This is a genomic window from Streptomyces sp. MUSC 14, from assembly GCF_001866675.1.
Classification (GTDB): Bacteria; Actinomycetota; Actinomycetes; order Streptomycetales; family Streptomycetaceae; genus Streptomyces.
The window spans coordinates 208067-234863 of the sequence record NZ_MLYN01000023.1; the positions used below are offsets into that span (position 1 = coordinate 208067).

A 26797-nucleotide genomic window follows, 5' to 3' on the forward strand; every position below is an offset into this window, starting at 1 on the left:
TCTCGTACGGGAGACGGCGGACGGAGAGCGGACGGCAACGGCGCGGGACTACGGAGGCCCGGACAGTGCACGGTGAGTACAAGGTGCCCGGCGGCAAGCTCGTCGTCGTGGACGTGGCGGCCGAGGACGGCGTGCTGCGGCACGTGCGCGTGGCGGGCGACTTCTTCCTGGAGCCGGACGAGGCCCTGGACGCGGTGAACGGCGCGCTGGAGGGCGCCCCGGCGGACACGGACGCGGCGGGGCTGGCCGCGCGGATCGACGCGGCGCTGCCCGCGGGGACGGTGATGTACGGCCTGACCTCGCAGGGCGTCGCCGTCGCGGTGCGCCGGGCGCTGGCGCGCGCCACGGACTGGAGGGACTACGACTGGCAGTTGATCCACGAGAGCCCCCAGCCGCCCGCGCTGCACATGGCGCTGGACGAGGTGCTGACCGCCGAGGTCGCCGCGGGCCGCCGCCCGCCGACCCTGCGGGTGTGGGAGTGGGGCGCCCCGGCGGTGATCATCGGCAGTTTCCAGTCACTGCGCAACGAGGTGGACCCGGAGGGTGCCGCGCGGCACGGCATCGAGGTGGTGCGGCGGATCTCCGGCGGCGGCGCGATGTTCGTCGAGCCCGGCAACACGATCACGTACTCCCTGTCGGTGCCCGACTCCCTCGTGCAGGGCCTGTCCTTCCAGGACAGCTACGCCTACCTCGACGACTGGGTGCTGGGCGCGCTCGGCGACATGGGGATCCGGGCCTGGTACCAGCCGCTGAACGACATCGCGACCGACCAGGGCAAGATCGCGGGCGCCGCGCAGAAGCGGATGGTCGGGCCGGACGGGGGCCCGGGTGCGGTGCTGCACCACGTGACGATGTCGTACGACATCGATGCCGACAAGATGCTGGAGGTGCTGCGCATCGGCCGGGAGAAGCTGTCCGACAAGGGCACGCGCAGCGCGAAGAAGCGGGTCGACCCGCTGCGGCGGCAGACGGGGCTGCCCCGTGAGGCGGTCATCGAGAACATGATCGCCTCCTTCCGCAGCCGCTACGGCCTGGCGCCGGGCAAGATCACGGACGGGGAGCTGGCGCGGGCCGAGGAACTGGCCCGGAGCAAGTTCGCGTCCGCGGAGTGGACGGCCCGGGTGCCGTAGCGTCCGCCCGTCGCTCGGACACCGGTTCATCAACGGGTCAAGGGGTGCCCTTGCCCGGACCAAACGGCCGTATGGGTTCCGTGTATGCGAGCTCAGCCGCCCTGACATAGCCGGATTTGCCCCGTTGACCGATGGCTAACGTAGTCGAGCCCAACGGCTATGCAAAACCACGGGGAAGAGGTGAGGGCGGTGGGGGCGCCGATACGTTCACGGCTGCAGGATTTCCTGGAACCGGATCCGGCAGGTGACGGCTTTCCGCAGCAGGCCGCGGAACCGCACCGCTCGGCGCTGCTGGACCTCGCGGAGGCCGCGCCGCCGCCACGGGCCGCCACCGACGACCGGCCCGGGCCCCGGCCGGGCATACCCGATTACCACACGCCGGTGTTCGTGCCGGCGCATCCCCGCTCCGTCGTCGGCACGGGCAGGGAGGGCCGCCCCTCGCGCGTGCCCTTCGTCGTCTTCGAGCTCTTCGACCATCCCGGGCACGGAACCGTGGCTTTCGCGTTCACCACGCTGGAGAAGCTGGTCGACGCCCTCGGCGAGGCACAGCCCTGGGCGGCCACCTCGCTCGGCCCTCTGGCCGAGGCGGTGCGCCAGCAGGAAGTCACGGTCCTCCTGGACCCGCGCGTGGCACCGGGAGAACCCAACTGGCGGCCGGAGGACCTGGCCGCCTACGCACGGGAGGTGAGCCGGTGACGGCCGACTTCAAGGTCGTGTACAGCGATCTGTCCACGTTGGCGAAGACCTTCTACGACGAGGCCGGTAACTACCTCAAGCTGCATCCCGACGTGGCGCCGCCCGTGGTGAGCGGCGGCGATCCGGGGCTCGACTCGGCAATCAAGGAAGTCGCCGATCTCATCGTCTCTCTGCATGTCCTCCTCGCGGACCGGATGGCCGACCACGGAGACAAGGCGGGATACGCCCGCGACTCATTCCACCGACACGACGTGGATGTCCACGGCGTGTTCCAAGACCTGGTGCCGGACGGGGACTGATGAGCGACAGCTGGGTCGGCGGTGACATCGGCGGACTTCGCACGATGGCCGAGACGTACAAGAACGCCAAGGACAAGCTGGACGGCATCGTCAAACCGCTCAGCAACGCCGTGGACAAGCTCGTGGACGACGCGAGCTGGAAGGGTGAGGCGGCCGCGAAATTCCGTGACAAGTGGAGCGAGGACGCGCTGGCTGCCGGTGGCCTCGCCGAGCTGATCCATGCGACGGGTGAAATTCTCGAAACGCTCGCCAACGCTCTGTCCACGTGCGAGACCGCCCTGCACAACGCGCACCACATCGCTGCCAAGAGCGGTGTCACGACGGACCCGACAGGCGCGCCGCCGGAGCTGGCGACGGCGTATCCGCCGAGCGCGGCGGACCAGAAGACCCAGTCCGCGATCACGGAGTACACCACGGCGCGTAACCACATCCTGCACACCGCCCAGCACGCGCGGCTGGAAGCAGCGAAGCAGCTGCAGGATCTGTACGACAAGGCGACGGCGAAGGACGGTGTGTCCCCGAACGACAAGATCACCCTGTACGACGCACTGCGCACCCTGTACGCGTACGACGCCGAGGATGCCCGGGCAGGGGGCATCGAGGCCCGTAAGCACATCGACGCGGCCAAGGCCGAAGCACAGGCGGCAAAGAAGCAGCTCCGCGCCGAACGCAAGACGTTCCAGCAGCAGGGACGCAGGATGCCTGACGACCTGCCCGCCAAGAGCGACTACCGCGACGCGGTCACCAAGGTCGACTCGCTGGAGGAGGCGATCGCCCGCGCCGACAACGGCACCACCAACCTGCCCTACGACCGTGCTCTGAACGTGAAGCTGGCCGACGCCGCCGACGCGCTCCGCATGGGCAAGGGGCTGGAGGCACTGCCGGACGTTTTCAAAGAGCTGCCGGTCCTCGATGTCGCGGCGGCCGGGGCCTGTGGCGTGCTCGAGGCGAAAGGCGATCACGACGAGGGGTGGTCCTGGCAGCATTCCGTCGCTGTCGACGGAACCGCCAACGTCGGTGGTCTGGTCGCGGGCGCGGCGCTGGCCACCGCCCTCCTACCGGCCGAAGCACCCGCCGCCGCCGTCGCCGTGGTCGGCGTGGGGGCTGCGGTCCTCACGACCAGCGTCATCGACCACTCCCTGCACGAGCACTGGAGCGAGGACATTCACGATCATGGTGTGATCGGCGGGGTAGCCGTGGGAACGGGTCACGTCCTGAATGACACGGGCAAAGACATCGGGCGTCTGGGAAAGGACATCTGGCATGGCGTCTCGAGCATCTTCTGAGATGGGTGCCGCACATGGCCACACCGAGATCCCGTCACTGCCGCGGCTCGGCACCACCTGGTACGAACGCGGCACACGTTACTGGCTGTGCCGCGCCCGGATCGCCTTGGGTCTGCTCGTCGCGTCGGCCATCCTGGTCTTCTTCGCACTGAGTCTCTACGGCGGGTTCACCAGCCAGTGGTCACCGACCGCGCGCACGGTGGCGGACTGGACGCAGGCGGCCGGATCGTGCGTGGCCGTGATCTGGGGGTGGCTCAAGCAACGCCGGGACCATCGCGCGGGCGTGCTCGAGCCGCCCACTCCTGCGGACAGCCTCGCGGCCATGAGCGCGCACCGGACGCGTGCTCCGGGACTGTCGGTTACCGGGCGTGGCCTAGTGCTCGTTCTCGCCCCCGTCATGCCGGTCGTAGCAGCGTGGTGCGTCGGCTGGTTCGTCGCGTATGCCAGCGTCCGCGAATACCCGAGCGAGGTCGGCGCCCGACGCTGGCTGGACGACCATTCCACCCGCGCATGACCAAGAACGAGCCCTCCGTCATGATCCCGTCCCTGCCGGGGCTCGGCACCACCTGGTACCGGCGCGGCCCGCGCTACTGGCTGCGCCGTACCTTCAGCGCCCTCCTCCTGCTCACCGCCCTGGCCTTCTTCTGCTACATCGCGCTCAGGCTCTATCTCGGCGCCCCCCGCAGCGACATGCCGCCGGGCATGCGCCGGGTCTGGGACGTGACACAGGTGATCGCGTCCTGCGCGGCCATTGTGTGGGGGTGGGTCAAAGCGCGGCGGGACCTGCGCAGGCAGTTGCTGGATCCGCCCCTGCCTGACGCCTTCCGTGCGGCCAGGCGCGCCGGGGCACCCCGCGCCCGGAACTGGTCGCGTGCAGGTCTCATCCCGTTGCTGCTCGCGGCGCCGGTCCTGCCCCCGCTCGCGGCGTGGTGCGTCGGCTGGTTCGCCGCGAGTCTCACCGTCCGCCATTACCCCAGCGAAGTCGGCGCCCGCCGCTGGCTGGAGGAGCACTCCGCGGGGACCTGAGCGAGCCGTATGCGGGGGAGGAGGTGTTGTGACCATGCAGGCACACAGCGAGTTTTCCCTTCCGCCCCACAGGCGCTCGTGTGACACTGGCGTCCCCGTCCACCCTGCGGACCCCCTCCGCACCCCCTCCCCCACGAGAAGTGCGCCGTGCGTTCTCTTCCTCTGCCGCTCGCGCTCACCGCGCGGATCTCACCGGTCGCCGTGCTCGCCTGCGCCGGCTGGGCGCTGACGTCCGGCCCGGCCGCGCCGGCCGCCGCCGACGGCTCCCCGGCGGGCCAGAAGGCGCCCGCGCAGTCCTCCGCCTCCCCCGGCCCGTCGTCCTCCGGCGGGTCGCAGACGTACGCCGCCGCGCCCACGCCCTGTACGAGCGTGCCCGCGGCGACCGTCACGGCGCTGGTGCCCGGGGCGAAGACGGCGGGCAAGGAGATCCCGTCGACGGACACGAAGGTGCGCCGCACCTGCTCCTGGAACGCCCTGAAGGGGTACAGCTACCGCTGGCTCGACGTGTCGTTCGAGATCAGTGGGTCGCAGCAGGAGGCGAAGCAGGACTACCAGCAGCAGGTCGGCGAGAAGAGCGGCGGCGGTGCCGTGCCGGGGCTCGGGGACAGCGCCTACTCCGTCGTGAACCTCACCACCGAGGACAAGCAGCAGACCCGCGAGGGCGTCGTGATGGTCCGGATCGCCAACGCCATGGTGGTCGTCACCTACAACGGCAGCGACTTCGACACGAAGAAGGCCCCCGGCACGGACGAGATCAACCAGGGCGCCATCAAGGCGGCGCGGGCCGCGGTCGGCGCGCTCGGGGGCGGGCAGTCCGGGTAGCCGGTCGCCCGCCCCTCATCCTTTCGGGTCCTTCTACGTCCGGCTGCGGGACGTCACCAGCGTGAGTGCCAGGTAGAGCACCAGGGACGTGCCGAGGCCCACCGCCCAGCCGTAGTCCGCGAGGGGGGACAGGGCGGGGATGGGACGGCCGTCGAGCAGGGGCTTGAAGCTGGCGCCGCCGACGGCGAGGACGCCGCCCACGAGGAAGGCGACGACGGCCCGCCAGTTCCAGCCGGCCGCGTACCAGTAGCGGCCGCCCGCGCGGTACAGGTCGGCGAGGTCCAGACGGGTGCGGCGCAGCAGCCAGTAGTCGGCGACGAGGATGCCCGCGACGGTGCCGAGCAGGCCGCCGACCAGGCCGAGCCAGGTGAAGATGTAGCCCTGCGGGTCGGAGTACAGCTTCCAGGGCATGATCACCACCGCCAGGACCGCGGTGATGAGTGCTCCGGTGCGGAAACTCACCTTTCTGGGCGCCACGTTGGAGAAGTCGAAGGCCGGGGAGACCAGGTTGGCCGCGATGTTCACCGAGAGGGTGGCCACCAGGACCGTGACGAGGGCGTAGAGCAGACCCACCACGTTGTCGGTCTTGGCGGCCAGTTGCACCGGGTCCCACACCGGTCGGCCGTAGACCGCCTGCGAGCCGGACGTCACCAGGACGGAGAGGAAGGCGAACAGGGTCATCGTCGTCGGCAGGCCGAGCGCCTGGCCCCGGGTCTGGGCCTGCTGGCTCCTGCCGTAGCGGGTGAAGTCGGGGATGTTCAGCGACAGGGTGGACCAGAAGCCGATCATGCCCATCAGAGAGGGCCAGAACAGCTTCCAGAAGTGGCCGCCCCAGCCGAGCCGGGACGTCTGGTCGAACAGCGGGCCTACGCCGCCCGCCTTGCTGCTCATCCACCCGAGCATCACCAGCGCGCCGACGATCACGAACGGCGCCGCCCAGTTCTCGAAACGGCGGATGGTCTCCATGCCGCGGTAGATGATCGCGACCTGGAGCAGCCAGAACAGCGCGAACGACAGCCACATGGTCCAGGCGTAGCCGCCCGCGTGCGCGGCGTTCGACCAGCTGTCGCCGATCAGCTTGCCGGCGAGGAAGTAGATGGCCTCGCCGCCGATCCAGGTCTGGATGCCGAACCAGCCGCACGCCACCAACGCCCTGACGACGGCGGGAAGGTTGGCGCCGCGCACCCCGAAGGAGGCGCGGGCGAAGACCGGGAAGGGGATGCCGTACTTGGGGCCCGCGTGCCCGGTGAGCAGCATCGGGACGAGGACGACCAGGTTGGCGAGGGCGATGGTGAACACCGCCTGTTTCCAGTCCATCCCGACGGCGATCAGCCCGGAGGCGAGCGTCCAGGAGGCGGTGTTGTGGGCCATGCCGACCCACAGCGCGGAGAAGTTGTACGTCGTCCAGGTGCGCCCGGCGGCGGGGACCGGGAGCAGGTCCTCGTTGGCGTACGGCCCGCTGGGCGGCGGGGTGCCGGGGGCGAGCTCGACGCGGCCGTCGGGGAGGGTGACCTGAGGGGACGGGGGTATGGCTGCGGGGGCGGTGTCGGTCATGGGCGGTCCCGGAGGGGTGAGACGGGTCGGGGAGTGCCGTGCGGGCGGCGCGATGGGGGGGGTGCGCGGGCGGGCGCCCTGTGACCCCCTTCCCGGGACGGCGGAAAGGGGGAGACCAACGGGGAGGCGGCGGTCAGGAGTTGACGGCGGGGATCACCCGGGAGCCGTAGGCGTCGATGGTGGCTTCCCGGGCGTCGTGCATGTCGTACACCGCGAACTGGTCGACGCCCAGCGCGCGCAGCGCCTTCAGCTTCTCGACGTGCTTGTCGACGGGGCCGATGACGCAGAAGCGGTCCACGATCTCGTCGGGCACGAACGCGGTGTCGGGGTTGTCGGCACGGCCGTGGTGGGAGTAGTCGTACCCCTCGCGGGCCTTGATGTAGTCGGTGAGTTCCTCGGGGATGCGGCCGGAGTGCTCGCCGTAGCGGGCGACGAGGTCGGCGACGTGGTTGCCGACCATGCCGCCGAACCAGCGGCACTGCTCGCGGGCGTGGGCGAGCGCCTCGGGCGAGTCGTCCTCGGTGACGTACGCCGGGGCGGCGACGCAGATCGTCACCTCGGACGGGTCGCGGCCGGCGGCGGCGGCCGCGTCCTTCACGGCCTTGACCATGTACTCGGTGAGGTAGAGGTCGGACAGCTGGAGGATGAAGCCGTCGGCCTCCTCGCCGGTCATCCTCAGCGCCTTGGGGCCGTACGCGGCCATCCAGACGGGGAGTTCGGCGCCCTCCTTGATCCACGGGAAGCGGATCTTCGTGCCGCCGAGGTCGGCCTCCTCGCCCCGGCCGAGGGCGCGGATGACCTTCATCGCCTCGCTGATCCGGGCCAGCGTGTTGGGCTTGCGGCCCGCGACGCGCATCGCGGAGTCGCCGCGGCCGATGCCGCACACGGTGCGGTTGCCGAACATGTCGTTGAGGGTGGCGAAGGTGGAGGCGGTGACCTCCCAGGTGCGGGTACCCGGGTTGGTGACCATCGGGCCGATCTTCAGCTTCTGCGTGTTGGCGAGGATCTGGCTGTAGATCACGAAAGGTTCCTGCCACAGCACGGAGGAGTCGAAGGTCCAGCCGTACGTGAAGCCGTTGCGCTCGGCGCGTTTCATCAGGCTGACGACGCGGGAGGCCGGCGGGTCGGTCTGGAGGACGAGTCCGAAGTCCATGGGCGCCACTCCTCGTTCGATTAGTTGAGGTACTGACAGGTGGAGCGCGGGGTGTAGACGCCGTGACCGGCGTGTCCGGTGTACTCCCGCCCGGTGATGACGGGTACGCCGCGCGAGAGCACGGTCTCGACCCGGCCGGTGATCCGCTTGCCCTCGTAGGCCGAGTAGTCGACGTTCATGTGGTGCGTCGCGGCCGAGAGGGTCTGCTCGGCGTGCGGGTCGTAGACGACGATGTCGGCGTCGGCGCCCGGGGCGATGGTGCCCTTCTTCGGGTACAGGCCGAACATGCGGGCCGGGGTGGCGCAGGCGATCTCGATCCAGCGGCGGCGCGAGATGTGTCCGTCGACGACGGCCTGGTGGAGGAGGTCCATGCGGTTCTCGACGCCCGGCAGACCGTTGGGGATCCTGGAGAAGTCGCCGCGGCCCAGTTCCTTCTGGCCGGTGAAGCAGAAGGGACAGTGGTCGGTGGAGACCACCTGGAGGTCGTTGGTGCGCAGCCCCCGCCACAGCGCCGCCTGGTGCTCCTTCGGCCGCAGCGGCGTGCTGCACACGTACTTCGCGCCCTCGAAGTCCGGTTCGGCGAGGTTGTCGGTGGACAGGAACAGGTACTGCGGGCAGGTCTCGCCGAAGACGGGGAGCCCCTCGTCGCGCGCCCGCGTCAGCTCGGCGACCGCCTCCTGCGCCGAGACGTGCACGACGTACAGGGGCGCGCCGGCGACCTGGGCGAGCCGGATGGCGCGGTGGGTGGCCTCGGCCTCCAGCAGGGCCTTGCGGACCTCGCCATGGTAGCGCGGGTCCGTCTCACCGCGGGCCAGGGCCTGCTGGACCAGGACGTCGATGGCGATGCCGTTCTCGGCGTGCATCATGATCAGCCCGCCGTTCTCGGCGGAGCGCTGCATGGCGCGCAGGATCTGCCCGTCGTCGGAGTAGAAGACCCCCGGATACGCCATGAACTGCTTGAAGGAGGTCACCCCCTCCTCCACCAGCAGGTCCATCTCCTTCAGCGTCCCGTCGTTCACGTCGGCGACGATCATGTGGAAGGCGTAGTCGATCGCGCAGTTGCCCTCGGCCTTGGCATGCCAGGCGTCGAGGCCCTCGCGCAGGGTGCGGCCGACACTCTGGATGGCGAAGTCCACGATCGTGGTCGTCCCGCCCCAGGCGGCGGCGCGGGTGCCGGTCTCGAAGGTGTCGGCGGCGGTGGTGCCGCCGAACGGCATCTCCATGTGCGTGTGGCCGTCGACACCGCCCGGCACGACGTACTTCCCGGTGGCGTCGATGACCCTCCCCCACCCTCCGGGCGGGGGTGCCCCCATCTCGCTTCGCTCGGCGGTGAACGCCTCGGCGGCGGGGGTGCCGGACGCCGCCAGGGCGGCGACGCGGCCGTCCTCGACGAGGACGTCGGCGTGGAGTTCGTCGGAGGCGGTGATGACGAGACCACCGCGGATGATTGTTCGGCCGCTCATTGGCTCTCCTTCGTCGGCACGTGCGGGCCGTCTGTGGCTGGTCGCGCAGTTCCCCGCGCCCCTGACGGGGCACTCCTCACGGCGCCGTCAGCGGCTCGTACGCCCCCGGCGCGCGGTCCCGGTAGAACTGCCAGCGGTCGCGGACCTCGCGGAGTTTGGCCAGGTCCAGGTCGCGGACGACGAGTTCGGTCGCCTTGTCGCTCGCGACCTCGCCGACGAACTGGGCCTCGGGGTCCACGAAGTAGGTCGTGCCGTAGAAGTCGTTGTCGCCGAGGTCCTCCACGCCGACCCGGTTGATCGCGCCGACGAAGTACTCGTTGGCGACGGCCGCCGCCGGCTGCTCCAGCTGCCACAGGTAGCGGGACAGGCCGCGGGAGGTGGCCGAGGGGTTGAAGACGAGCTCGGCACCGGCGAGGCCCAGCGCCCGCCAGCCCTCGGGGAAGTGACGGTCGTAGCAGATGTAGACGCCGATCCTCCCGACGGCCGTGTCGAAGACGGGCCAGCCGCTGTTGCCCGGGCGGAAGTAGAACTTCTCCCAGAATCCCTGGACCTGCGGGATGTGGGTCTTGCGGTACTTGCCGAGGTAGGAACCGTCCGCGTCGATCACCGCGGCGGTGTTGTAGAGGACGCCCGGCTGCTCCTCCTCGTACATCGGCAGGACGAGGACGATGCCCAGCTCGCGCGCCAGGCGCTGGAAGCGCTGGACGGTCGGGCCCTCGGGGATCCGCTCGGCGTACTCGTAGAAGGCCTTGTCCTGCACCTGGCAGAAGTAGGGGCCGTAGAACAGCTCCTGGAAGCAGAGGACTTGGGCGCCCTGGGCGGCGGCGTCGCGGGCCGCCTGCTCGTGCACCTGGATCATGGATTCCTTGTCGCCGGTCCACGCGGTCTGGAACAGGGCGGCACGGATCACTCGGCTCATCGGGACCTCCGTCGGCTCGGTGTGCGGTGAGCCTAGAAAGCGCGCAGCGAGCCTTCGACGGGCAGCGTGTCACGTCTGCGGGCCCGCGGCGTGCCACCGTGTCACGTGTTGCCTGCCGCATGTTTCACCGCCGTTTTCCCAGGTCGTCGTGTGTTTCACCGCTGTTGCGCATCGTGCGCGAGGAGCGCGATGTGGACGGAGGCCGCCTGTTCGAAGTCGTCCAGGTCGACGCCGAGGCGGGTCTGTATGGCCTCCAGGCGGCGGTAGAGCGCGGGCCGGGAGACATGGTGGAGCTGGGCGGTACGGGACTTGTTGCGGCCGGTGGCGAGATAGGTCCGCAGGACGCCCAGCAGCTCCGGCTCGGCCGCGCACAGCAGCCCGTCCAGCTCCCGCTCGGCGAAGGACTGCACATGCGGGTCGTCGCGCAACAGCCGTACCAGCCCGCGCAGATGGACGTCCCCGAGCCGGACCACGTCGGGCAGGTCGAGGGCGCGGCAGGAGTCGGCGACTGCGTCGGCGACATGCCGGGCCTCGCGCAGCCCGGCGGGCACCTCGTCCCATGCGGTACGGGCATCGGCGGCGGCGACCACGGCCCCGGACCCGGCGCGCAGCCGGGCCGCGAAGTGGCCGGTGAGCGCCACCGCGTCCTGGTCCCGGGCGAGGCTGAGCAGCACGGCGGCGGCCCCGTCGGCGAGTTCGGCGACGAGTCCGGACAGCCCCAGCAGCCGTAGTACACGGTCGAGTTCCTCGGGACCGAGACCGAGGACGACGAGGGGCACGAAGGTGCGCCGGTTGACCGGGAGCCCGGCCGCGCGGGCCCGGGGCAGCAGGGTCCGGGCCGGTACGACACCGGAGACGAGGTCGGTCAGCAGCCCCTGCGCGGACTGCTCCTCCCAGCTCGCCGCGCTGGCGCCGCCGAGCATGCGGTGCAGGACCAGCGCCTCGGCGGCCCGGTCGGCGAGCAGCCGCCCGGTGGCGGCGCCGCCCCGGTGGCCGCACAGCAGCAGCCGGCCCCAGCGCTCCCCGCGCCCGCCCAGTTCGGCGCTGATCCAGCCGTCGCCGTGGGCACCGCCGGCCTGCCGGGCGATGCGCTCCCAGTCGCGCAGCACGTCGTCCACGGCCGGCCGCTCCCCCGCCGTGGCGAGGACGCGGTGGGCGAGGTTGGTGACGACGACCGGGCAGCCGCTGTGCACGGCGACCTCGTCGAGCAGCCGCTGCAGGGGGGCACCGGCCGTGATGAGGCCGGTGAGGGCGGTACGGACCGACTCCGAGAGGCTGACGGCGGCGAACTTCCGCCGCACCAGCCGGGACTGGACCTCCTCCGTCAGCTCGGCGAAGGGGAAGGGGCGGTGCAGGACCACCATGGGCAGCCCGCAGCGGTCCGCCGCGCGCCGCATCGCCTCGGGGGGCGCGGGAAAGGCGCGGCCCAGGCCGAGGACGACGGCGGCCGCCTCGGCCCGGTGCAGCGACTGGACGTACTCGGCCTGCTTGGCCTCGTCACCGGCGAGCAGCACGCCGGTGGTGAGGACCATCTCGCCGCCGCTGAGCATGACCCCGACGTCGGCGGCCTCGGCGACGTGCACCCAGCGCACCGGCCGGTCCAGCTGCCCGGCACCGGCCACCACCTCGGGTTCCCCGGCGAGCACCCGTTCCAGGGAGAGCACCTGGCGCACGGAGAGCACGGGCTCCCAGCCGTGCGGGGTCTGCGAGGCGGTGGTCATGGGCCGTGCACCTGTCTCTCTCGTCCGTGCGCCGTTTCCCCCTGGGCGTTGCCTAGTACGCGCTGCGCAGGGCCCGTTCCAGGATCGCTGCGCCCTCCTCGGCCTCCGCGACGGTCAGCGACAGCGGCGGGGCGATGCGCAGGGCGCTGGTGTTGTGGCCGCCGCCCTTGCCGATGAGCAGCCCGCCCTCGCGGGCCGTCTCCAGGACGGCGGAGGCCGACCGCGGGTCCGCCTCGTCCGTGCCCGGCCTGACCAGCTCGACGCCGATCATCAGCCCGCGCCCGCGCACCTCCCGGACCCCCGGCAGCTGGGCGGCGACCGTCCGCAGCCGCTCGATGAGCATGCCGCCGACCCGGCGGGCGTTGCCCTGGAGGTCGTGTTCGAGGAGGTAGGCGAGATTGGCGAGGCCGGCCGCCATGGTGACCTGGGTGCCGCCGAACGTCGAAATGCTGTTGGCGTCCAGGCAGTTCATGATCTCGGCGCGGGCGATCACGCCGCCGACGGACGTGCCGTTGCCGATGCCCTTGGCGAAGGTGACGATGTCCGGCGGACCGCCCTGGGCGTGCGCCTGCCAGCCCCAGAAGTGCTCGCCGGTACGGCCCCAGCCGGTCTGCACCTCGTCGGCGATCCACAGGATGCCGTGCTCCTTCAGGACCTCGCGGAAGGCGGCGTAGAGGCCGTCGGGCGGCGAGGTGAAGCCGCCGACGCCCTGGACGGGCTCGGCGATCAGCGCGGCGGGCGGGCGGGTGTGCCCGAGGATGTCCTTGAGGTCGGCGACGCACGCGGCGATGAACGCGCGGTCGTCCAGCTCGGCGAACGGCCCCCGGGTGCGCACCCCGCCGTGCACGTAGAGGGTCTGGAGCGGGGACAGCGAGGTCGGGGACCAGCTGCGGTTGCCGGTGATGCCGACGGTGCTGAAGGAGCGGCCGTGGTAGCTGTTGCGCATCGCGAGGATCGTGTTGCTGCGCCGGTACGCGGTGGCGAGCAGCAGGGCGGTGTCGTTGGCCTCGGTGCCGGAGGTGGTGAAGAAGACCCGGGCGTCGGGGATGCCGCTCAGCTGGGCGATGCGCTCGGCGAGTTCGACCATCGGCCGGTTCAGGTACAGGGTGGACGAGTGGATGATCCGCCCGGCCTGCTCGCCGAGGGCCTTGGTGACCTCGGGCAGGGCGTGGGCGGTCATCGTGGTCAGGATGCCGCCGAAGAAGTCCAGGTACTTGTTGCCGGCGGAGTCCCAGACGTGGCGCCCCTCGCCGTGGGTGATCTCGATCGGCTCGTCGTAGTAGAGGGCCAGCCAGTCGGGCAGGACCTGGCGGTGGCGGGAGTAGAGGTCGGTCACGGCTGGATCAGTCCTTCGTAGGCGTCGGGGCGGCGGTCGCGGTAGAAGGCCCACTGCTGCCGCACGTCGTCGATCAGGCCGAAGTCGAGATCGCGGACGAGCAGTTCCTCGGACGTGTCGCTCGCTGTCTCCCCCACGAACTGCCCACGTGGATCAACGAAGTAACTGGTCCCGTAGAAGTCGTTGTCCCCGTACTCCTCCCGGCCGACCCGGTTGATGGCGGCGACGAAGTACTCGTTGGCGACGGCCGCGGCGGGCTGCTCCAGCTGCCACAGGTAGGCGGACAGGCCCCGGTGGGTGGCCGAGGGGTTGTAGACCAACTGGGCGCCGTTGAGCCCGAGTTGACGCCACCCCTCAGGGAAGTGCCGGTCGTAGCAGATGTACACGCCGACCTTGCCGACGGCGGTGTCGAAGACGGGCCACCCGAGGTTGCCGGGTTTGAAGTAGTACTTCTCCCAGAAGCCCTTGACCTGCGGGATGTGGTGCTTGCGGTACTTGCCGAGGTAGGTGCCGTCGGCGTCGATCACGGCGGCGGTGTTGTAGTAGAAGCCGGACTGCTCGACCTCGAAGACCGGCACGACGGTCACCATGCCGGTCTCGCGCGCCAGCTCCCGCATCCGGCGCACGGTCGGCCCGTCGGGCACCGGCTCGGCCCAGCGGTAGTGCCCGGGTTCCTGGACCTGGCAGAAGTAGGGCGCGTTGAAGACTTCCTGGAACCCGATGACCTGGGCGCCCTGGCGGGCCGCCACACGGGCGTGCGCCTCGTGTTTCGCCACCATGGACTCGGTGTCGCCGGTCCAGGTGGCCTGGACCAGTGCAGCGCGTACGACGTTGGCCATGAGCTGCTCCTTCGACGGGACACCAGAGCCTCTACACCCGTAGAGCAGGCCGTAGAGGGACGAAAGTAGGCCTCCTGGAGGCCCTTGCCAAGACCATCGTCGTCAACAGGCGGAGTCGATCACGTTTCACACGCCGATGGGCGAGCGGGCGATCCGCGCGACGGGGTGAAAGGGAACATACCGGGAGGAGGTCACCCCGCCTCCTCTCACGCCCCGTACCCGGCGACACGCAGGGCGTGCACGAGGTCCCAGTGCCGCTCCTCGGAGACGCCGCGGGCGGCGTCGAGCAGCAGCGGCACGAGCCGCCGCGGCTCGGGGGCGACGGTCCGGGCGGCCTCCTGCGCCGTCCGCCCGCGCACACAGGCGTCCAGCAGGGCCCGCGCCTCGCGCTGCCGCCCGTCGTCCGTCAGCCGCAGCACGGCGGACCCGACCTGCTCGGCGGGCCGGGCCACGCCCTGCCGCAGCAACTGCCGCCCGTCACCGTCCCGCCCTGCCGCGGCGAGCGCGTCGGCGACGCCGACCAGCCGCTGCGCGGGCAGCGAGGCGGCCTCCCACAGCAACGTCGCCCAGTCGGCCCCGAGCCCGGCCCGCCGCAGGGCATCGGCGAGCAGGGGGAAGCGGGGCGGGGGCCACTGCGCGACCTCGGCCAGCAGCGCATGCGCCTCGCCGCTGCGCCCCTCGGCCCGCAGCCGCGCCAGCCGCCCGACGGCTTCGGCGACCGCCGCGTCCGCCCCGGCATCGACGTGCTCGGCGCTCACCGTCCGCGCCTCGACGGGCCGCTCCGGCGCCCCGGCGAACCGGGCCCCTCGGGGCCGGGCGGACTCGCCCGCCTGCGGCACCCGGGCCACCGGCAGGGGCGTCTGCGGTACGACGACGGGGGCGGCCTCGTCCTCGGCCATCCCGGCGAACCGGGCGCTGCCGCGCCGGCGTTTCCGGGGAGCGGCGCCCGAATCGGGGGGTGGCTCCGCGGCGGAGGGGGGAACGTGCCGGCCGGGCGACGGCGAGAGGACGGGGTCCGCTTCCGGGACCACGACGGCCGGGGAGACGGGGGCGAACGGAGCGGGAGTGAAGGGGGCGGGAGTGAAAGGGGCGGGAGTGAAGGGGGCGGGGTCAAACGGGGCGGTGCCCACCGGCGCCTGCACCGCACCGGCACCACCTGGCACCTCCGCCGAACCGGCACCGTGACGCACAGGCACCTCCGCCCGACCGGCACGATCACCCACCCACGCCTCGGCCCCGCCTCCGTCAACCACCGGCACCTCCGCCGAACCGGCACCACCGCCCGACGACACCTCCGCCGAACCGCGGTCGCCACGCACAGGCGCCTCGGCCCGGCCTCCATCGGCCATCGGCACCTCCACCCGGCCGGGTCGGCCGGCCGACGGGTTCCTTCCCGGAGCCGGCCGTTCCCGCACGGGCACCGTCGGGTGGACCGAAGCGCGACGGTCCAACTCCGCCAGGCGGCCCCGGAGTTCCTCGCACCGCGCGGTGGCACGGGCGTGGTCGTCATGGGCCCAGGCAAGGTCGAGGCGGAGGGAGTCGAGGTCGGCATCCGAGGCGCCCGGGGCGCCCACGGTGAGCAGACGGGTCAGTTCGGTCCGGCGTTCGGCCGCACAGCGCCGTTCGCGGAGCATGACGTCGAGCCGGTCGGCCAAGGTCGCGCGTGCCCCGGGGCAGGCGTCGTACGAGGCGAGAGCGGCCCGGTACAGACCGCGGGCCCGGGTCCGTTCGGCGTCCGCCGCGGCCGTGCCGTACACCGCCGCGAGGTCGTCCAGCAGTGCCTCCACGACATCCCAGGGCAGCACCTCGCGCCCCTCCAGGCAGGCCCGCATGCCCTCGGGGTCACGCTGCCAGAAGACGCCGCTCCAGCCCTCCCCCTGGTCCAGACGGGCCAGCAGGCCGTCCAGAAGGCCCGCGAACTCCCGCACCGGACCGGGGAGTCGACCCACCGCCATCGCCCAGCTCCCGCCCGACCGCCGACACTACGGCCAACCAGGCAACACCAGTCGTGTTACGGCTCTGCTACGCAGCGTTTTCCGGCAGTGCGCGTGCCCCTCACCCCGGGCCGAGGGTCACGCGGCGACGAGTGCGCAGCGTGTGACCAGTTCGTCCATCGACAGCCCGAGCGCCGCGGCCAGAGCCGCCACGGTGAAGAAGGCCGGCGTCGGCGCCCGGCCCGTCTCGATCTTGCGGAGCGTCTCGGCCGAGACGCCCGCCGCCGCCGCGATCTCGGTCATGCTCCGGCCGCCGCGCGCCTCGCGCAGCAACTGCCCGAGCCGCTCGCCGCGTTCACGCTCTTCGGGGGTGAGGGGGGTGCGCACCATGCCGCCATTCTAATACCGGCCACCCGGTGCACCCCATTCAAATACCGGTACCGCAATCGGCGCGACGGTACGGACGTCGAACCCGTCGATCGACGCGATGCACGGCGACCTGCTGCCGGTCGACCGCGGCGCCGTCCTGGACGGCTGGGCCGCGACTGCGCGCTCAGCCTCGCGGTGGGCCGGCCACGCCCGGCGGACGTGCGGCTGACCGGCACCGCCGAGCGGGCCCAGGCGGCGGGCATCGCGGCGGCCGCCCCGGGCAGCCGCGTCGGCGGCATCGGGCACGCCGCCGGCGAGGTCTGCCGCGCGGCCGGTTACGGCATCCCGCAGGGCTTCGGCGGCCACGGCGTGGGCTGCCGTATGCACGAGGACCCGGAAGTCCCGAACGGGGGCCGGGCCGGCCGGGGGCTTCCCCCGCGCACGCGCGACTGCTCCCGCGCGGCCCACGCGGAGCACACGGTCGCGATCACGGAGACCGGCCCGAGGTTCGCACCGCGCGGGGCCAGGGGGTGCCGCCAGGGGCGGCGGTACGGGTGACGCGGGAACCGCGCGTACGACCACCGCGCGCCCACAGCCGCCCGCCGAACGGCGCCCCGCTCCCCCGCAGGCGAACATGCCCGCCCCAACGGATCGTGTCATCGTGGGCATGAACAGCCAGCGAGGAACGGAACGCCATGACCAACGGCTACCCTCCCGACCCCTTCGGCGATTTCCTGGCCCGCTTCTTCGGCGGAACCGGCTCAGCCCCCGGCCCCCGCCACATCGACATCGGCCGCCTGCTCAGCCAGCCGGCCCGGGAGCTGGTCAGAGGAGCCGCCCAGTACGCCGCCGAGCACGGCAGCCGGGACCTGGACACCCAGCACCTGCTGCGCGCGGCGGTGTCGGCCGAGCCCACCCGGAGTCTGCTGAGCCGGGCCGGCGCGGACCCGGACTCGCTCGCCACGGAGATCGACGACCGCGCGGGCCCGGTCCAGCACCCGCCCGGCGAGGCACCGCCGCCCACCTCGCTGTCGCTCACCCCGGCCGTCAAGCGCGCCCTGCTGGACGCGCACGACCTGGCGCGGTCGAGCGGCGCCGGGTACATCGGCCCGGAGCACGTGCTCAGCGCGCTGGCCGCGAACCCGGACTCGGCCGCCGGGCACATCCTGCACGAGGCCCGGTTCTCGGCGGGCGGGCTGCCGCCCGAGGCGCCGGAGAGCACGCAGCCCCGCCCGGAGCGGCAACGGCCCACCGGCACGCCCACGCTGGACAAGTACGGCCGTGATCTGACCGAACTGGCCCGGCAGGGCCGGATCGACCCGGTGATCGGCCGGGACACCGAGATCGAGCAGACCATCGAGGTGCTGTCGCGACGCGGCAAGAACAACCCGGTCCTGATCGGGGACGCCGGGGTCGGCAAGACGGCCGTCGTGGAGGGGCTCGCACAGCGCATCGGCGACGGGGACGTACCGGACGGGCTGGCCGGGCGCAGGGTCGTCGCGCTGGACCTCACCGGGGTCGTCGCCGGCACCCGCTACCGGGGCGACTTCGAGGAGCGGCTCAACACCATCGTCGAGGAGATCCGCGCGCACTCCGACCGGCTGGTCGTGTTCATCGACGAGCTGCACACCGTCGTCGGTGCGGGTTCCGGCGGCGAGGGCGGCGCGATGGACGCCGGGAACATCCTGAAGCCGGCGCTCGCCCGGGGCGAGCTGCACATCGTCGGCGCGACCACGCTGGAGGAGTTCCGCCGGATCGAGAAGGACGCGGCGCTGGCCCGCCGGTTCCAGCCGATCCTGGTGCCCGAGCCGACGGTCGCGGACACCATCGAGATCCTGCGCGGGCTGCGCGACCGCTACGAGGCCCACCACCAGGTCCGCTACACCGACGAGGCGCTGGTCGCCGCCGTCCAGCTCTCGGACCGCTATCTCACCGACCGGCGACTGCCGGACAAGGCGATCGACCTGATCGACCAGGCGGGCGCCCGGGTGCGGCTCGGTGCCCGGACCAAGGGCACGGACGTGCGCGCGATGGAGCGCGAGGTGGAGCAGCTGGTCCTGGACAAGGACCAGGCGGTCGCGGCCGAGGACTACGACGCGGCCAAGCAGCTGCGGGACCGGATCGGCGAGCTGAAGCAGCGGATCGAGCAGGTCAGCGGCAGTGACAAGGCCGACGAGGGGCTGGATCTGGAGGTGACGGCGGAGGCCGTCGCCGAGGTGGTGTCCCGGCAGACCGGGGTCCCGGTCGCCCGGCTCACCCAGGAGGAGAAGGAACGGCTGCTCGACCTGGAGCGGCATCTGCACCAGCGGGTCGTCGGCCAGGAGGAGGCCGTCGCCGTGGTCTCGGAGGCCGTGCTGCGCTCCCGCGCGGGCCTGGCGAGTCCGAACCGGCCCATCGGCAGCTTCCTGTTCCTCGGCCCGACCGGCGTCGGCAAGACCGAGCTGGCCCGGGCCCTCGCCGAGGCGCTGTTCGGCAGCGAGGACCGGATGGTCCGGCTGGACATGAGCGAGTACCAGGAGCGGCACACCGTCTCCCGGCTGGTCGGTGCCCCGCCCGGGTACGTCGGCCACGAGGAGGCCGGGCAGCTCACCGAGGTGGTGCGCCGCTTCCCGTACTCGCTGCTCCTGCTCGACGAGGTGGAGAAGGCGCACCCGGACGTCTTCAACATCCTGCTGCAGGTCCTGGACGACGGCCGGCTGACCGACTCCCAGGGCCGGACGGTGGACTTCACCAACACGGTCATCGTGATGACCAGCAACCTCGGCTCCGATGCGATCACCCGGCGCGGCGCGGGCATCGGGTTCGGGCCGGGCGGCGCGGACGCGGACGAGGAGGCGCGGCGCGAGCAGATCCTGCGGCCGCTGCGCGAGCACTTCCGGCCGGAGTTCCTCAACCGCATCGACGAGATCGTGGTCTTCCGGCAGCTCACCGGCGCCCAACTGCGGCAGATCACCGAGCTGTTGCTGGACGGGACCCGGCGGCTGCTGGAGGGCCAGGGCGTCACGGTCCACTTCACGGACCCGGCGGTCGACTGGCTCGCCGAGCGCGGCTACCAGCCCGAGTACGGCGCCCGCCCGCTGCGCCGCACCATCCAGCGGGAGGTGGACAACCAGCTGTCCCGCCTCCTGCTGGACGGCACGATCTCCGAGGGCAGCCGGGTGACGGTGGACGTGACGGACGGCCGGCTGGACTTCCGCTCCGCCCGCTCCCAGCCCCCGCCACCGGAACCGTAACGGCCCCTGGGGGCCTGCGTGACGCCGGCCCGCGCCACACCGCCCTCGGACCCGCACGCCACGGCCTCCGCGCACAGCCCCGGGCCTTACCTCAGGGCGTGGCGGCCCCCGCTCAGGGCGCCGGGTCCACCACCATCGCCGAGCCGCCGCCGCGGCGTACCCTCTCGGCGGCGGCCAGCCACTTGCCGCCGGGCAGGCGCTGGACGCCGGTGGCCGCGCCGATCTCGGGGTTGAGGGAGAAGGAGTGGCCGATGGCCTCCAGCTGTGTCTTCAGGTCGCTGTCGTAGAGGGCCGGTTCGAGTTCGGTCTGTGCCGCGTTGCGCTGGCTGGCGCGCGGGGCGGCGATGGCGTCGACCAGCGGGAGGTGCCGGTCGAGGAACTCGGTCAGGGTCTGGAGCACGGTCGTGATGATGGTGGCTCCGCCGGGCGAACCGAGCGCCACCACCGGCACGTTGTGGCGGTCCAGGACGATCGTCGGCGCGATCGACGAGCGCGGCCGCTTGCCCGGACCCGGCAGGTTCGGGTCGTGCACGGCCGGGTTCGCCGGGGTGAAGGAGAAGTCCGTCAGCTCGTTGTTGAGCAGGAAGCCCCGGCCGGGCACGGTCATGGCGCTGCCGCCGGTCTGCTCGATGGTGAGCGTGTAGGAGACGACGTCGCCCCACTTGTCGGCCACGGTCAGATGCGTGGTGTTCTGGCCCTCGTACGTCGTCGGGGCCGCCGTGCCACCCTTGTCGCAGGCCTTCGGGTGGCGCGGGTCGCCGGGGGCGAGCGGGCTGGTCAGCACGGCGTCGTCCTTGATCAGGCAGGCGCGCGAGTCGGCGAACCGCTGCGACAGCAGTTGCCGGGTCGGCACGTTCTCGAACGCGGGGTCGCCGACCCAGCGTCCCCGGTCGGCGAAGGCGATGCGGCTGGCCTCGATGAAGTGGTGCAGATACTGCACCTCGCTCGCCTTCGAAAGGTCGGTCTTCTCCAGGATGTCGAGCGCCTCGCCGACCGTGGTGCCGCCGGACGAGGAGGGCGCGATGGAGTACACGTTCAGGCCGCGGTACGACGTCCTCGTCGGGGCCTGGAGCTTGGTCCGGTAGACGGCGAGGTCCTTCTCCGCCAGCTTGCCGGGGCGCGCCTTCCAGCCGGAGGCGGGGTCCACGGGCGGGTGTTCGACGGTCCTGACGATGTCGTCGCCGATGTCCCCGTGGTAGACCGCACCGATGCCCTTGCGGCCCAACTCCTCGTAGGTGCGGGCCAGTTCGGGGTTCTTGAAGGTGGAGCCCACGGCGGGGAGCCGGCCACCGGGCAGGAACAGCCTCGCGGTGTCGGGGAAGTAGCGGAACCGGGTCTCGTTGGACGCGGTCTGCGAGCGGAAGGTGTCGTCCACGGTGAAGCCGTCGCGGGCGATCCGCTCGGCGGGCTTCAGCACCGTGGCGAGCCGCTCCGTGCCCCACCGGTCCAGTGCCGTCTGCCAGGTGGCGGAGGTGCCCGGGGTGCCGACGCTCAGCCCGCTGCTGACGGCGTCGTCGAAGGAGAGCGGCTTGCCGTTCTCCACGAACAGGCCGGAGCCGGCGCTCTGCGGCGCCGTCTCCCGGCCGTCGACGGTGTGCACGCTGCGGGTCCTGGCGTCGTAGTAGACGAAGTAGCCGCCTCCGCCGATGCCGGAGGAATAGGGCTCGGTGACGCCGAGCGCGGCCGCGGTGGCGACGGCCGCGTCGACCGCGTTGCCGCCGCGGCGCAGGACCTCGATACCGGCGGCGGTCGCGTCCGCGTCGACACTCGCGACGGCGCCGCCGTAACCGACGGCCACCGGAGCCTTGGTGGGGGTGCTGCTCGTCGTGGCGGGCGGCGCGGCCGCCCCCACCGACACCAGGGCGGCCGAGACCGCCAGAACCGCAAGTTTCCGCGTGCCAGGACGACCCATCCGTGCCTCCCGTCGGGACAGTCCGCGCAGCGTAACGAGATTGCCGCAGTACCGACAGTACGCCTCGGCCCCCCACCGCACGAACGTCACGGATCGAACACCGGTACGTCGCCGTCGCCCGGGACCGCTAGCATGCGCGCCCATGAACGACGACGTGCGCAACATCGTCCTCGGCCTGGTGGCCACGGGCATCTCCGCCTCGCTGGGCTGGCTCGCCCGCACGTATCTGTGGCGCCGCAAACTCCGGCGCAAGCAGGCGTTCTTCGGGCTGCCGGAGAACGCGGAGTCGCTGCTCGTCGTCAACCGCGACCCGGCCGCCGCCGAACCGGCGGTGCACCGCTTCGACGTGTTCGCGCTGCTGGAACTGTCCGCGCTCATCAAGGAGTGCGGAGCGAACGCCCAGGTGGTCACGCAGGACACGGTCCAGCAGGGGTTCGGCGAGCGCACCGAGTTCTGTGTCGGCGGGCCGGCCTCCAACCGGCGCACGGCCGCCCACATGACGGCGATGCTGCCGGGCCTCGCGGTCAACACCGATCCGGAGCCGGGGCCGGAGCGGGGCGCCTTCCGGATCGGCGGCGAGCACTACCCGATGGCGCGCGGCACCGCCGAGCACGTGCTGCTCGCCCGGGTCACCACGAGCGGCCAGGCCCGGCCGGTGTTCCTCTTCTGCGGTCAGAGCGCGATCACCAACCAGGCCGCGACCCGCTATCTCGCCCGCCACCACGAGCGGCTGCACCGCAAGTACGGCACCGGTTCGTTCGTGCTGCTGCTCAAGGTGCTCAACTCGCAGGCGTACGGCCCGGACGTGGTGGAGCTGGTGGCGGACGTGACCCGGGCGGCGCGCACCCCCGCCCCCGCGACGGCCTCCGCCGACACCGCCGCTTAGCTCTTCAACAATCTTTACCGGCACGTAACTTACCGACGGGTTACTTACGGTATAGAGGCGCGGTTACCGTCGGGTCACTTTGCACTGACACGAGTGAAGGAGTGACCCGTGGGATCCGTAGGACATGACCGCAGCGCGCTGCGCACCACAGCCGCCACGGCCGTATCGGCGGTGCTGATCTCGGGCGGCGTCGTCGGCCTGGCCCCGGCCGCCCAGGCCGCGCCGGCCGCCGCCCCGTCCGTGCGCTTCGTGGACATCACCGGCGACGGCGGCACCGTGCTGAAGGCGAACGTCGTCGCGCCCGCCGACGCGAGCGCCACGCACCGCTACCCGCTCGTCGTGCTGCCCACGAGCTGGTCCCTGCCCCAGGTGGAGTATCTGGTGCAGGCCGAGAAACTCGCCGACGCCGGCTATGTGGTCCTCACCTACAACGTGCGCGGGTTCTGGCAGTCCGGCGGGCAGATAGAAGTGGCCGGTCCGCCGGACGTGGCGGACGCCTCCAAGGTCATCGACTGGGCCCTGGCCCACACCCCGGCCGACCCGGGGCACATCGGCATGGCGGGGGTGTCGTACGGCGCCGGGATCAGTCTGCTCGCCGCCGCCCACGACAAGCGGATCAAGGCCGTCGCGGCACTGAGCGGCTGGGCGGACCTGGTCGACTCGATCTACTCGGGCCGCACCCAGCACCTCCAGGCCCTCGGCGTGCTGGACGGCCTGGGACGGCTCACCGGCCGCGAGAGCCCGGAACTGCGCGCGATGTTCCAGAACCTGTACTCCTCGAACCTGTCGAAGGAGCAGGAGATGATCGCGTGGGCGAAGAAGCGCTCCCCCGCGACCTATCTCGACCAGCTGAACCGCAACGGCGCCGCCGTGATGCTCGCCAACGCCTGGGGCGACACCATCTTCAACCCCAACGAGTACGCCGACTTCTACGAGAAGCTGAAGGTGCCCAAGCGGCTGGAGCTGCGCCCCGGCGACCACGCGACCGCCGAACTCACCGGACTGTTCGGGCTGCCCAACGACGTCTGGACGGACACCGAGCGCTGGCTCGACCACTACCTCAAGGGCACCGACAACGGCATCGACCACGAGGAACCGGTCCAGCTGAAGTCCCGTAGCGCGGGGGGATACGAGGGCTACCCGGACTGGAAGTCCGTCGGCGCGACCCGGAAGAAGATCGAGCTCGCGGGCTCCACCACCATCCACGCGAACGTCGACTCCGGCGCCGACGGCGGGATCGTCTTCCTCTCCAGCATCCTGGACCAGGTCGCCCAGCTGCCGCCGATGGCCTCGATCCCGCTGCTGCCGCGCCGCTGGGCGGCCGTGTGGCAGTCACCGCGGTACGGCACCGGTCAGCAGGTGCGGGGCACGGCGAGCCTGCACACGACGCTGACCCCGACGGCGGAGAGCGGCACCCTCGTCGCCTACCTGTACGACGTGGGGCCGCTCGGCGTCGGCAAGCTGGTCACGCACGCGCCGTACACCTGGCACGGGCGGACGCCGGGCGAGGCGTTCGACGTCGACCTGGACCTGTTCTCCACGGCCTACGACGTACCCGCCGGGCACCGCCTCGCGCTGGTGGTCGACACGGTCGACCCGCTGTACATCGAGCACAACCCGTCCGGCGCGCAGCTGACCTTCTCCTCGCCCTCGGACGACCCGTCGTACGTGTCCGTCCCCGTGCGCGAGCAGTGATCTCCGGCTGCCGCCGGACGAGCCTGGCCCGTGTGAACTGCCGCCCCTCCTAGGGTTTCGGGACCGTGGGGGGCTCCCCGCCCGGCAGCAGCGCCCCGGGACCCGGTGTGGCGAGAGCCACCGCCTCGGTCCTGGGGCTGCGCTGCTCACGGCGGGACACCCGGACGGCGCACCACGAGAGCAGCATGCACATCCCGATGTAGATCGGCGAGATCACCATCACCACAGGGATGAACGGCAAATCGTAGTCGAGGTTGGAGGCGATCAGTTTCCCGGCATGGAGGAACTCCTCGTAGGTGATGAGGTAGCCGAGGGAGGTGTCCTTCAGGGCGACCACCAACTGGCTGATGACGGCGGGCAGCATGGCGCGTACCGCCTGCGGGACAAGGACGTGCGCCATGACCTGCGTCTTGCGCATGCCGAGCGCGAACGCGGCCTCCCGCTGGCCGCGTTCGACCGCGTTCACGCCCGAGCGTAAGACCTCGGCGAGCACCGAGCCGTTGTAGAGGGTGAGTCCGGCGACGAGCGCGGTCAGCGGCTGTGCCCTGAGCGCCACGAAGATGAAGAAGATCATCACCAGGACGGGCATGGCGCGGAAGAACTCCACGAGGACCGTGGCCGCCCGGCGCACCGGCCGGTGGTCCGACAGCCGCCCGACGCCGAGCACCCCGCCGAGCACGAGGGAGAGCGCGGCGGCGATCGCGAAGGCCTTCAGGGTGTTGCCGAGGCCGCGCAGCAGCAGCTCCTGAATGCCCTTGTACGCGAAGGGCATCCACTTGGTGTACGTGAACTGGCCGGTGTCGAACAGCAGTTGGAGGATCCAGGCGATCAGGCCCAGCAGCACGGCGGTGGACAGCACGCCGTAGAGGCGGTGCCGCTGCCGGGTGCGCGGGCCCGGGATGTCGTAGAGGGCGGTGGTGCCGGTCATCGGGCGACTCCCCAGGTGCGCTCCAGCGCGTGGAAGAGCGCGCTGAGGGCGAGCGTGATGAGCAGGTAGCCGAGGGCGATCCAGACGAAGGTCCAGACGATGTTGTAGCCCAGCTCGTTGAGGGTCTTGTAGGTGCCGAGCAGTTCGGTGACGCTGAAGGCGCCCGCGATCGCGGAGTTCTTCGCGAGCGCGATGAGGGTGGAGCCGACCGGCGGGATCACCGAGCGGAACGCCTGCGGCAGCACGACCAGGTTGAGGGTCTGGCCGAACGTCATGCCGAGGCTGCGGGCCGCCTCGCCCTGGCCCCTGGGCACGGTGTTGATGCCGGCGCGCAGGGCCTCGCAGATGAACGCCGAGGTGTAGCAGCCGAGGGCGAGGACGGCGAACACCTGGAAGGGCAGCACGAGTCCGAACCGGGGCAGGCCGAGCACCACCGCGAAGAACAGCAGGGTGAGCGGGGTGTTGCGCAGCACGGTGACCCACACGGTGCCGAAGACGCGCAGGGAGGCGACGGGGGCGACCCGGAAGGACGCCATCAGGAAGCCCAGCGCGAGCGCCAGCAGCCCGGCGTAGACGGTGAGTTCGACGGTGCCGAGGAAGCCCTGGGCGTAGAGGGAGAAGTTGTCGGTCAGTACGTTCACGCCGTCCTCCCGTCGGGCGCCGGGTAGCGGTCGATCGGGGGCGGGTGGGGGGCGGGCACGCCGGACAGGCCGAGCGTGGCCTCGAACGCCTTCTTCCAGTCGCCGTTCTTCTGGCGGGCCTCCAGGGCGTCGTTCAGGGCGAAGCGCAGGGCGTCGTCACCGCGCGGGACGCCGATGCCGTACGGCTCCTTCGAGAACGGCCGTCCGGCGAGCTTGAGTTCGCCGGGGGCCTTGGCGGTGTAGCCGAGGAGGATGGCGTCGTCGGTGGTGACCGCGTCGACCTGGTAGGTGAGCAGGTTGTCGACGCAGACCGAGTAGGTGTCGTAGCCGACCAGGACGGCCCTCGGGTAGTCGGCCCGGATGCGCTGGTACGGCGTGGAGCCGGCGGCCGAGCAGACGCGCCGGCCGTCGAGGTCGTCGGGGCCGTGGATGCCGTTCTCGTCCTTGCGGACCAGCAGGGACTGGCCGGCCATGAAGTAGGGCCCGGCGAAGCCGACGAGTCTCTTGCGGTTGGCGTTGATGGTGTAGGTGCCGACGTAGTAGTCGATCTGGCCGTTCTGCAGGGCGGTCTCGCGGTTGGCGGAGGCGATGGTCTTGAAGTGCACCGCCTGCGGCGCGAGGCCGAGGGAGGCGGACATCATCCTGGCGATCTCGATGTCGAAGCCGGAGTAGGTGCCGGTCGCCGGGTCCTTCTCGCCGAGGTAGGGCTGGTCCTCCTTGGCGCCGACGACGAAGTAGCCGCGCCGCTTCGCCCGGGTCCAGGTGCCGGAGGCGGGCAGGCTGAAGTTCCGGTCGACCCGGTAGTGCGGGAGCTTGTCGGCCGCCGGGCCCTTGCCGGGCGGGCTGCCCTCCTTGCCGCAGGCGGCGGCGAGCAGCACGAGCGCGGCACCTGCGGCAAGGAGGACGACGCCCGGGGCGCGGGGCGCACGGGTGGTACGGATCATGGTGCGCGCTC

General features: G+C 71.7%; 23 protein-coding genes and 1 pseudogene. 11 read left to right on the plus strand and 13 right to left on the minus strand.

Annotation, left to right across the window (positions count from 1 at the left end):
• Positions 1 to 65: 65 nt before the first annotated feature.
• The 7 genes from BIV25_RS15135 (at position 66) to BIV25_RS15165 (ending at position 5259) form a co-directional block, all read left to right on the plus strand.
• The gene (locus tag BIV25_RS15135) at positions 66 to 1130 is read left to right on the plus strand and encodes a biotin/lipoate A/B protein ligase family protein (RefSeq protein WP_071372811.1); all 1065 of its coding nucleotides are present in this window, start codon (positions 66 to 68) and stop codon (positions 1128 to 1130) included.
• Between the two features lie 189 nt (positions 1131 to 1319).
• On the plus strand, positions 1320 to 1826 hold the full coding sequence (locus BIV25_RS52735; RefSeq protein WP_256255822.1) for an SAV_915 family protein: 507 nt from the start codon (positions 1320 to 1322) through the stop codon (positions 1824 to 1826).
• The gene (locus BIV25_RS15145) at positions 1823 to 2125 is read left to right on the plus strand and encodes a DUF6317 family protein (protein WP_071372812.1); all 303 of its coding nucleotides are present in this window, start codon (positions 1823 to 1825) and stop codon (positions 2123 to 2125) included. The genes BIV25_RS52735 and BIV25_RS15145 overlap by 4 nt, the downstream gene beginning before the upstream one ends.
• The gene (locus BIV25_RS15150) at positions 2125 to 3411 is read left to right on the plus strand and encodes a WXG100 family type VII secretion target (protein ID WP_071372813.1); all 1287 of its coding nucleotides are present in this window, start codon (positions 2125 to 2127) and stop codon (positions 3409 to 3411) included. Before BIV25_RS15145 ends, BIV25_RS15150 begins: the two co-directional genes overlap by 1 nt.
• Position 3412: 1 nt before the next feature.
• Entirely contained in the window at positions 3413 to 3925 is a 513-nt protein-coding gene (locus BIV25_RS15155; protein WP_256255824.1) for a hypothetical protein, read from the plus strand.
• Positions 3922 to 4437, plus strand: a complete 516-nt coding sequence (locus tag BIV25_RS15160; protein ID WP_071372815.1) for a hypothetical protein — start codon at positions 3922 to 3924, stop codon at positions 4435 to 4437. The genes BIV25_RS15155 and BIV25_RS15160 overlap by 4 nt, the downstream gene beginning before the upstream one ends.
• A 147-nt stretch (positions 4438 to 4584) precedes the next feature.
• Positions 4585 to 5259: a hypothetical protein gene (locus BIV25_RS15165; protein ID WP_071372816.1), complete on the plus strand. Its 675-nt coding sequence runs from the start codon at positions 4585 to 4587 to the stop codon at positions 5257 to 5259.
• A gap of 33 nt (positions 5260 to 5292) precedes the next feature.
• Here BIV25_RS15165 and BIV25_RS15170 read toward each other — a convergent pair whose 3' ends face one another.
• The 9 genes from BIV25_RS15170 to BIV25_RS15210 all read right to left on the minus strand — a co-directional run bounded on the left by BIV25_RS15170 (position 5293) and on the right by BIV25_RS15210 (position 16568).
• The gene (locus tag BIV25_RS15170) at positions 5293 to 6813 is read right to left on the minus strand and encodes an NCS1 family nucleobase:cation symporter-1 (protein ID WP_071372817.1); all 1521 of its coding nucleotides are present in this window, start codon (positions 6811 to 6813) and stop codon (positions 5293 to 5295) included.
• Between the two features lie 133 nt (positions 6814 to 6946).
• Positions 6947 to 7966 (minus strand): TIGR03842 family LLM class F420-dependent oxidoreductase, encoded by a 1020-nt coding sequence (locus tag BIV25_RS15175; RefSeq protein ID WP_071372818.1) that lies wholly within the window; start codon positions 7964 to 7966, stop codon positions 6947 to 6949.
• A gap of 20 nt (positions 7967 to 7986) precedes the next feature.
• Positions 7987 to 9429: a dihydropyrimidinase gene (hydA, locus tag BIV25_RS15180; RefSeq protein WP_071372819.1), complete on the minus strand. Its 1443-nt coding sequence runs from the start codon at positions 9427 to 9429 to the stop codon at positions 7987 to 7989.
• 76 nt (positions 9430 to 9505) lie between these two features.
• Complete coding sequence (locus tag BIV25_RS15185) at positions 9506 to 10348, minus strand: nitrilase-related carbon-nitrogen hydrolase (protein WP_071372820.1); 843 nt, start codon at positions 10346 to 10348, stop codon at positions 9506 to 9508.
• A 155-nt stretch (positions 10349 to 10503) separates the two neighbouring features.
• Positions 10504 to 12069: a PucR family transcriptional regulator gene (locus tag BIV25_RS15190; protein ID WP_071372821.1), complete on the minus strand. Its 1566-nt coding sequence runs from the start codon at positions 12067 to 12069 to the stop codon at positions 10504 to 10506.
• A 52-nt stretch (positions 12070 to 12121) separates the two neighbouring features.
• The gene (locus BIV25_RS15195) at positions 12122 to 13405 is read right to left on the minus strand and encodes an aspartate aminotransferase family protein (RefSeq protein ID WP_071372822.1); all 1284 of its coding nucleotides are present in this window, start codon (positions 13403 to 13405) and stop codon (positions 12122 to 12124) included.
• Positions 13402 to 14244: a nitrilase-related carbon-nitrogen hydrolase gene (locus BIV25_RS15200; protein WP_071372823.1), complete on the minus strand. Its 843-nt coding sequence runs from the start codon at positions 14242 to 14244 to the stop codon at positions 13402 to 13404. Before BIV25_RS15200 ends, BIV25_RS15195 begins: the two co-directional genes overlap by 4 nt.
• 206 nt (positions 14245 to 14450) lie before the next feature.
• On the minus strand, positions 14451 to 16199 hold the full coding sequence (locus BIV25_RS15205; protein ID WP_071372824.1) for a hypothetical protein: 1749 nt from the start codon (positions 16197 to 16199) through the stop codon (positions 14451 to 14453).
• Positions 16200 to 16316: 117 nt separating this feature from the next.
• On the minus strand, positions 16317 to 16568 hold the full coding sequence (locus tag BIV25_RS15210) for a helix-turn-helix domain-containing protein (RefSeq protein ID WP_071372825.1): 252 nt from the start codon (positions 16566 to 16568) through the stop codon (positions 16317 to 16319).
• A gap of 103 nt (positions 16569 to 16671) precedes the next feature.
• Between BIV25_RS15210 and BIV25_RS15215 the strand changes: the two are divergent.
• Positions 16672 to 17105, plus strand: a pseudogene (locus BIV25_RS15215) (M24 family metallopeptidase); the annotation flags it as partial.
• 137 nt (positions 17106 to 17242) lie between these two features.
• A complete protein-coding gene (locus tag BIV25_RS15220) occupies positions 17243 to 19780 on the plus strand; it encodes an ATP-dependent Clp protease ATP-binding subunit (protein WP_071372827.1) in 2538 nt (845 codons plus the stop codon).
• Between the two features lie 112 nt (positions 19781 to 19892).
• Here BIV25_RS15220 and ggt read toward each other — a convergent pair whose 3' ends face one another.
• Positions 19893 to 21692, minus strand: a complete 1800-nt coding sequence (gene ggt / locus BIV25_RS15225; protein ID WP_071372828.1) for a gamma-glutamyltransferase — start codon at positions 21690 to 21692, stop codon at positions 19893 to 19895.
• A 142-nt stretch (positions 21693 to 21834) separates the two neighbouring features.
• Between ggt and BIV25_RS15230 the strand changes: the two genes are divergently transcribed.
• Both BIV25_RS15230 and BIV25_RS15235 read left to right on the plus strand, forming a co-directional pair.
• Positions 21835 to 22578, plus strand: coding sequence for a hypothetical protein (locus tag BIV25_RS15230; protein WP_071372829.1), 744 nt, complete (start codon positions 21835 to 21837; stop codon positions 22576 to 22578).
• Positions 22579 to 22686: 108 nt separating this feature from the next.
• Positions 22687 to 24273, plus strand: a complete 1587-nt coding sequence (locus BIV25_RS15235; protein WP_071372830.1) for a CocE/NonD family hydrolase — start codon at positions 22687 to 22689, stop codon at positions 24271 to 24273.
• A 49-nt stretch (positions 24274 to 24322) separates the two neighbouring features.
• On the opposite strand, the gene BIV25_RS15240 is transcribed toward BIV25_RS15235, so the two are convergent.
• From BIV25_RS15240 to BIV25_RS15250, 3 genes are read right to left on the minus strand one after another with little or no spacing between them, the layout of a single operon-like run.
• A complete protein-coding gene (locus BIV25_RS15240) occupies positions 24323 to 25201 on the minus strand; it encodes an amino acid ABC transporter permease (RefSeq protein ID WP_071372831.1) in 879 nt (292 codons plus the stop codon).
• Complete coding sequence (locus tag BIV25_RS15245) at positions 25198 to 25842, minus strand: amino acid ABC transporter permease (protein ID WP_071372832.1); 645 nt, start codon at positions 25840 to 25842, stop codon at positions 25198 to 25200. Before BIV25_RS15245 ends, BIV25_RS15240 begins: the two co-directional genes overlap by 4 nt.
• Entirely contained in the window at positions 25839 to 26786 is a 948-nt protein-coding gene (locus tag BIV25_RS15250; protein ID WP_071372833.1) for a glutamate ABC transporter substrate-binding protein, read from the minus strand. The genes BIV25_RS15245 and BIV25_RS15250 overlap by 4 nt, the downstream gene beginning before the upstream one ends.
• Positions 26787 to 26797 lie beyond the last annotated feature (11 nt).

Coding starts and splice junctions, on each gene's coding strand:
- BIV25_RS15230 (WP_071372829.1), top strand. CDS start 21,835: ATGAACGACGACGTGCGCAACATCGTCCTCGGCCTGGTGGCCACGGGC.
- BIV25_RS15155 (WP_256255824.1), top strand. CDS start 3,413: ATGGGTGCCGCACATGGCCACACCGAGATCCCGTCACTGCCGCGGCTC.
- BIV25_RS15175 (WP_071372818.1), bottom strand. CDS start 7,966: ATGGACTTCGGACTCGTCCTCCAGACCGACCCGCCGGCCTCCCGCGTC.
- BIV25_RS15190 (WP_071372821.1), bottom strand. CDS start 12,069: ATGACCACCGCCTCGCAGACCCCGCACGGCTGGGAGCCCGTGCTCTCC.
- BIV25_RS15250 (WP_071372833.1), bottom strand. CDS start 26,786: ATGATCCGTACCACCCGTGCGCCCCGCGCCCCGGGCGTCGTCCTCCTT.
- BIV25_RS15205 (WP_071372824.1), bottom strand. CDS start 16,199: ATGGCGGTGGGTCGACTCCCCGGTCCGGTGCGGGAGTTCGCGGGCCTT.
- ggt (WP_071372828.1), bottom strand. CDS start 21,692: ATGGGTCGTCCTGGCACGCGGAAACTTGCGGTTCTGGCGGTCTCGGCC.
- BIV25_RS15200 (WP_071372823.1), bottom strand. CDS start 14,244: ATGGCCAACGTCGTACGCGCTGCACTGGTCCAGGCCACCTGGACCGGC.
- BIV25_RS15240 (WP_071372831.1), bottom strand. CDS start 25,201: ATGACCGGCACCACCGCCCTCTACGACATCCCGGGCCCGCGCACCCGG.
- BIV25_RS15220 (WP_071372827.1), top strand. CDS start 17,243: ATGACCAACGGCTACCCTCCCGACCCCTTCGGCGATTTCCTGGCCCGC.
- BIV25_RS15160 (WP_071372815.1), top strand. CDS start 3,922: ATGACCAAGAACGAGCCCTCCGTCATGATCCCGTCCCTGCCGGGGCTC.
- BIV25_RS15210 (WP_071372825.1), bottom strand. CDS start 16,568: ATGGTGCGCACCCCCCTCACCCCCGAAGAGCGTGAACGCGGCGAGCGG.
- BIV25_RS15185 (WP_071372820.1), bottom strand. CDS start 10,348: ATGAGCCGAGTGATCCGTGCCGCCCTGTTCCAGACCGCGTGGACCGGC.
- hydA (WP_071372819.1), bottom strand. CDS start 9,429: ATGAGCGGCCGAACAATCATCCGCGGTGGTCTCGTCATCACCGCCTCC.
- BIV25_RS15170 (WP_071372817.1), bottom strand. CDS start 6,813: ATGACCGACACCGCCCCCGCAGCCATACCCCCGTCCCCTCAGGTCACC.
- BIV25_RS15150 (WP_071372813.1), top strand. CDS start 2,125: ATGAGCGACAGCTGGGTCGGCGGTGACATCGGCGGACTTCGCACGATG.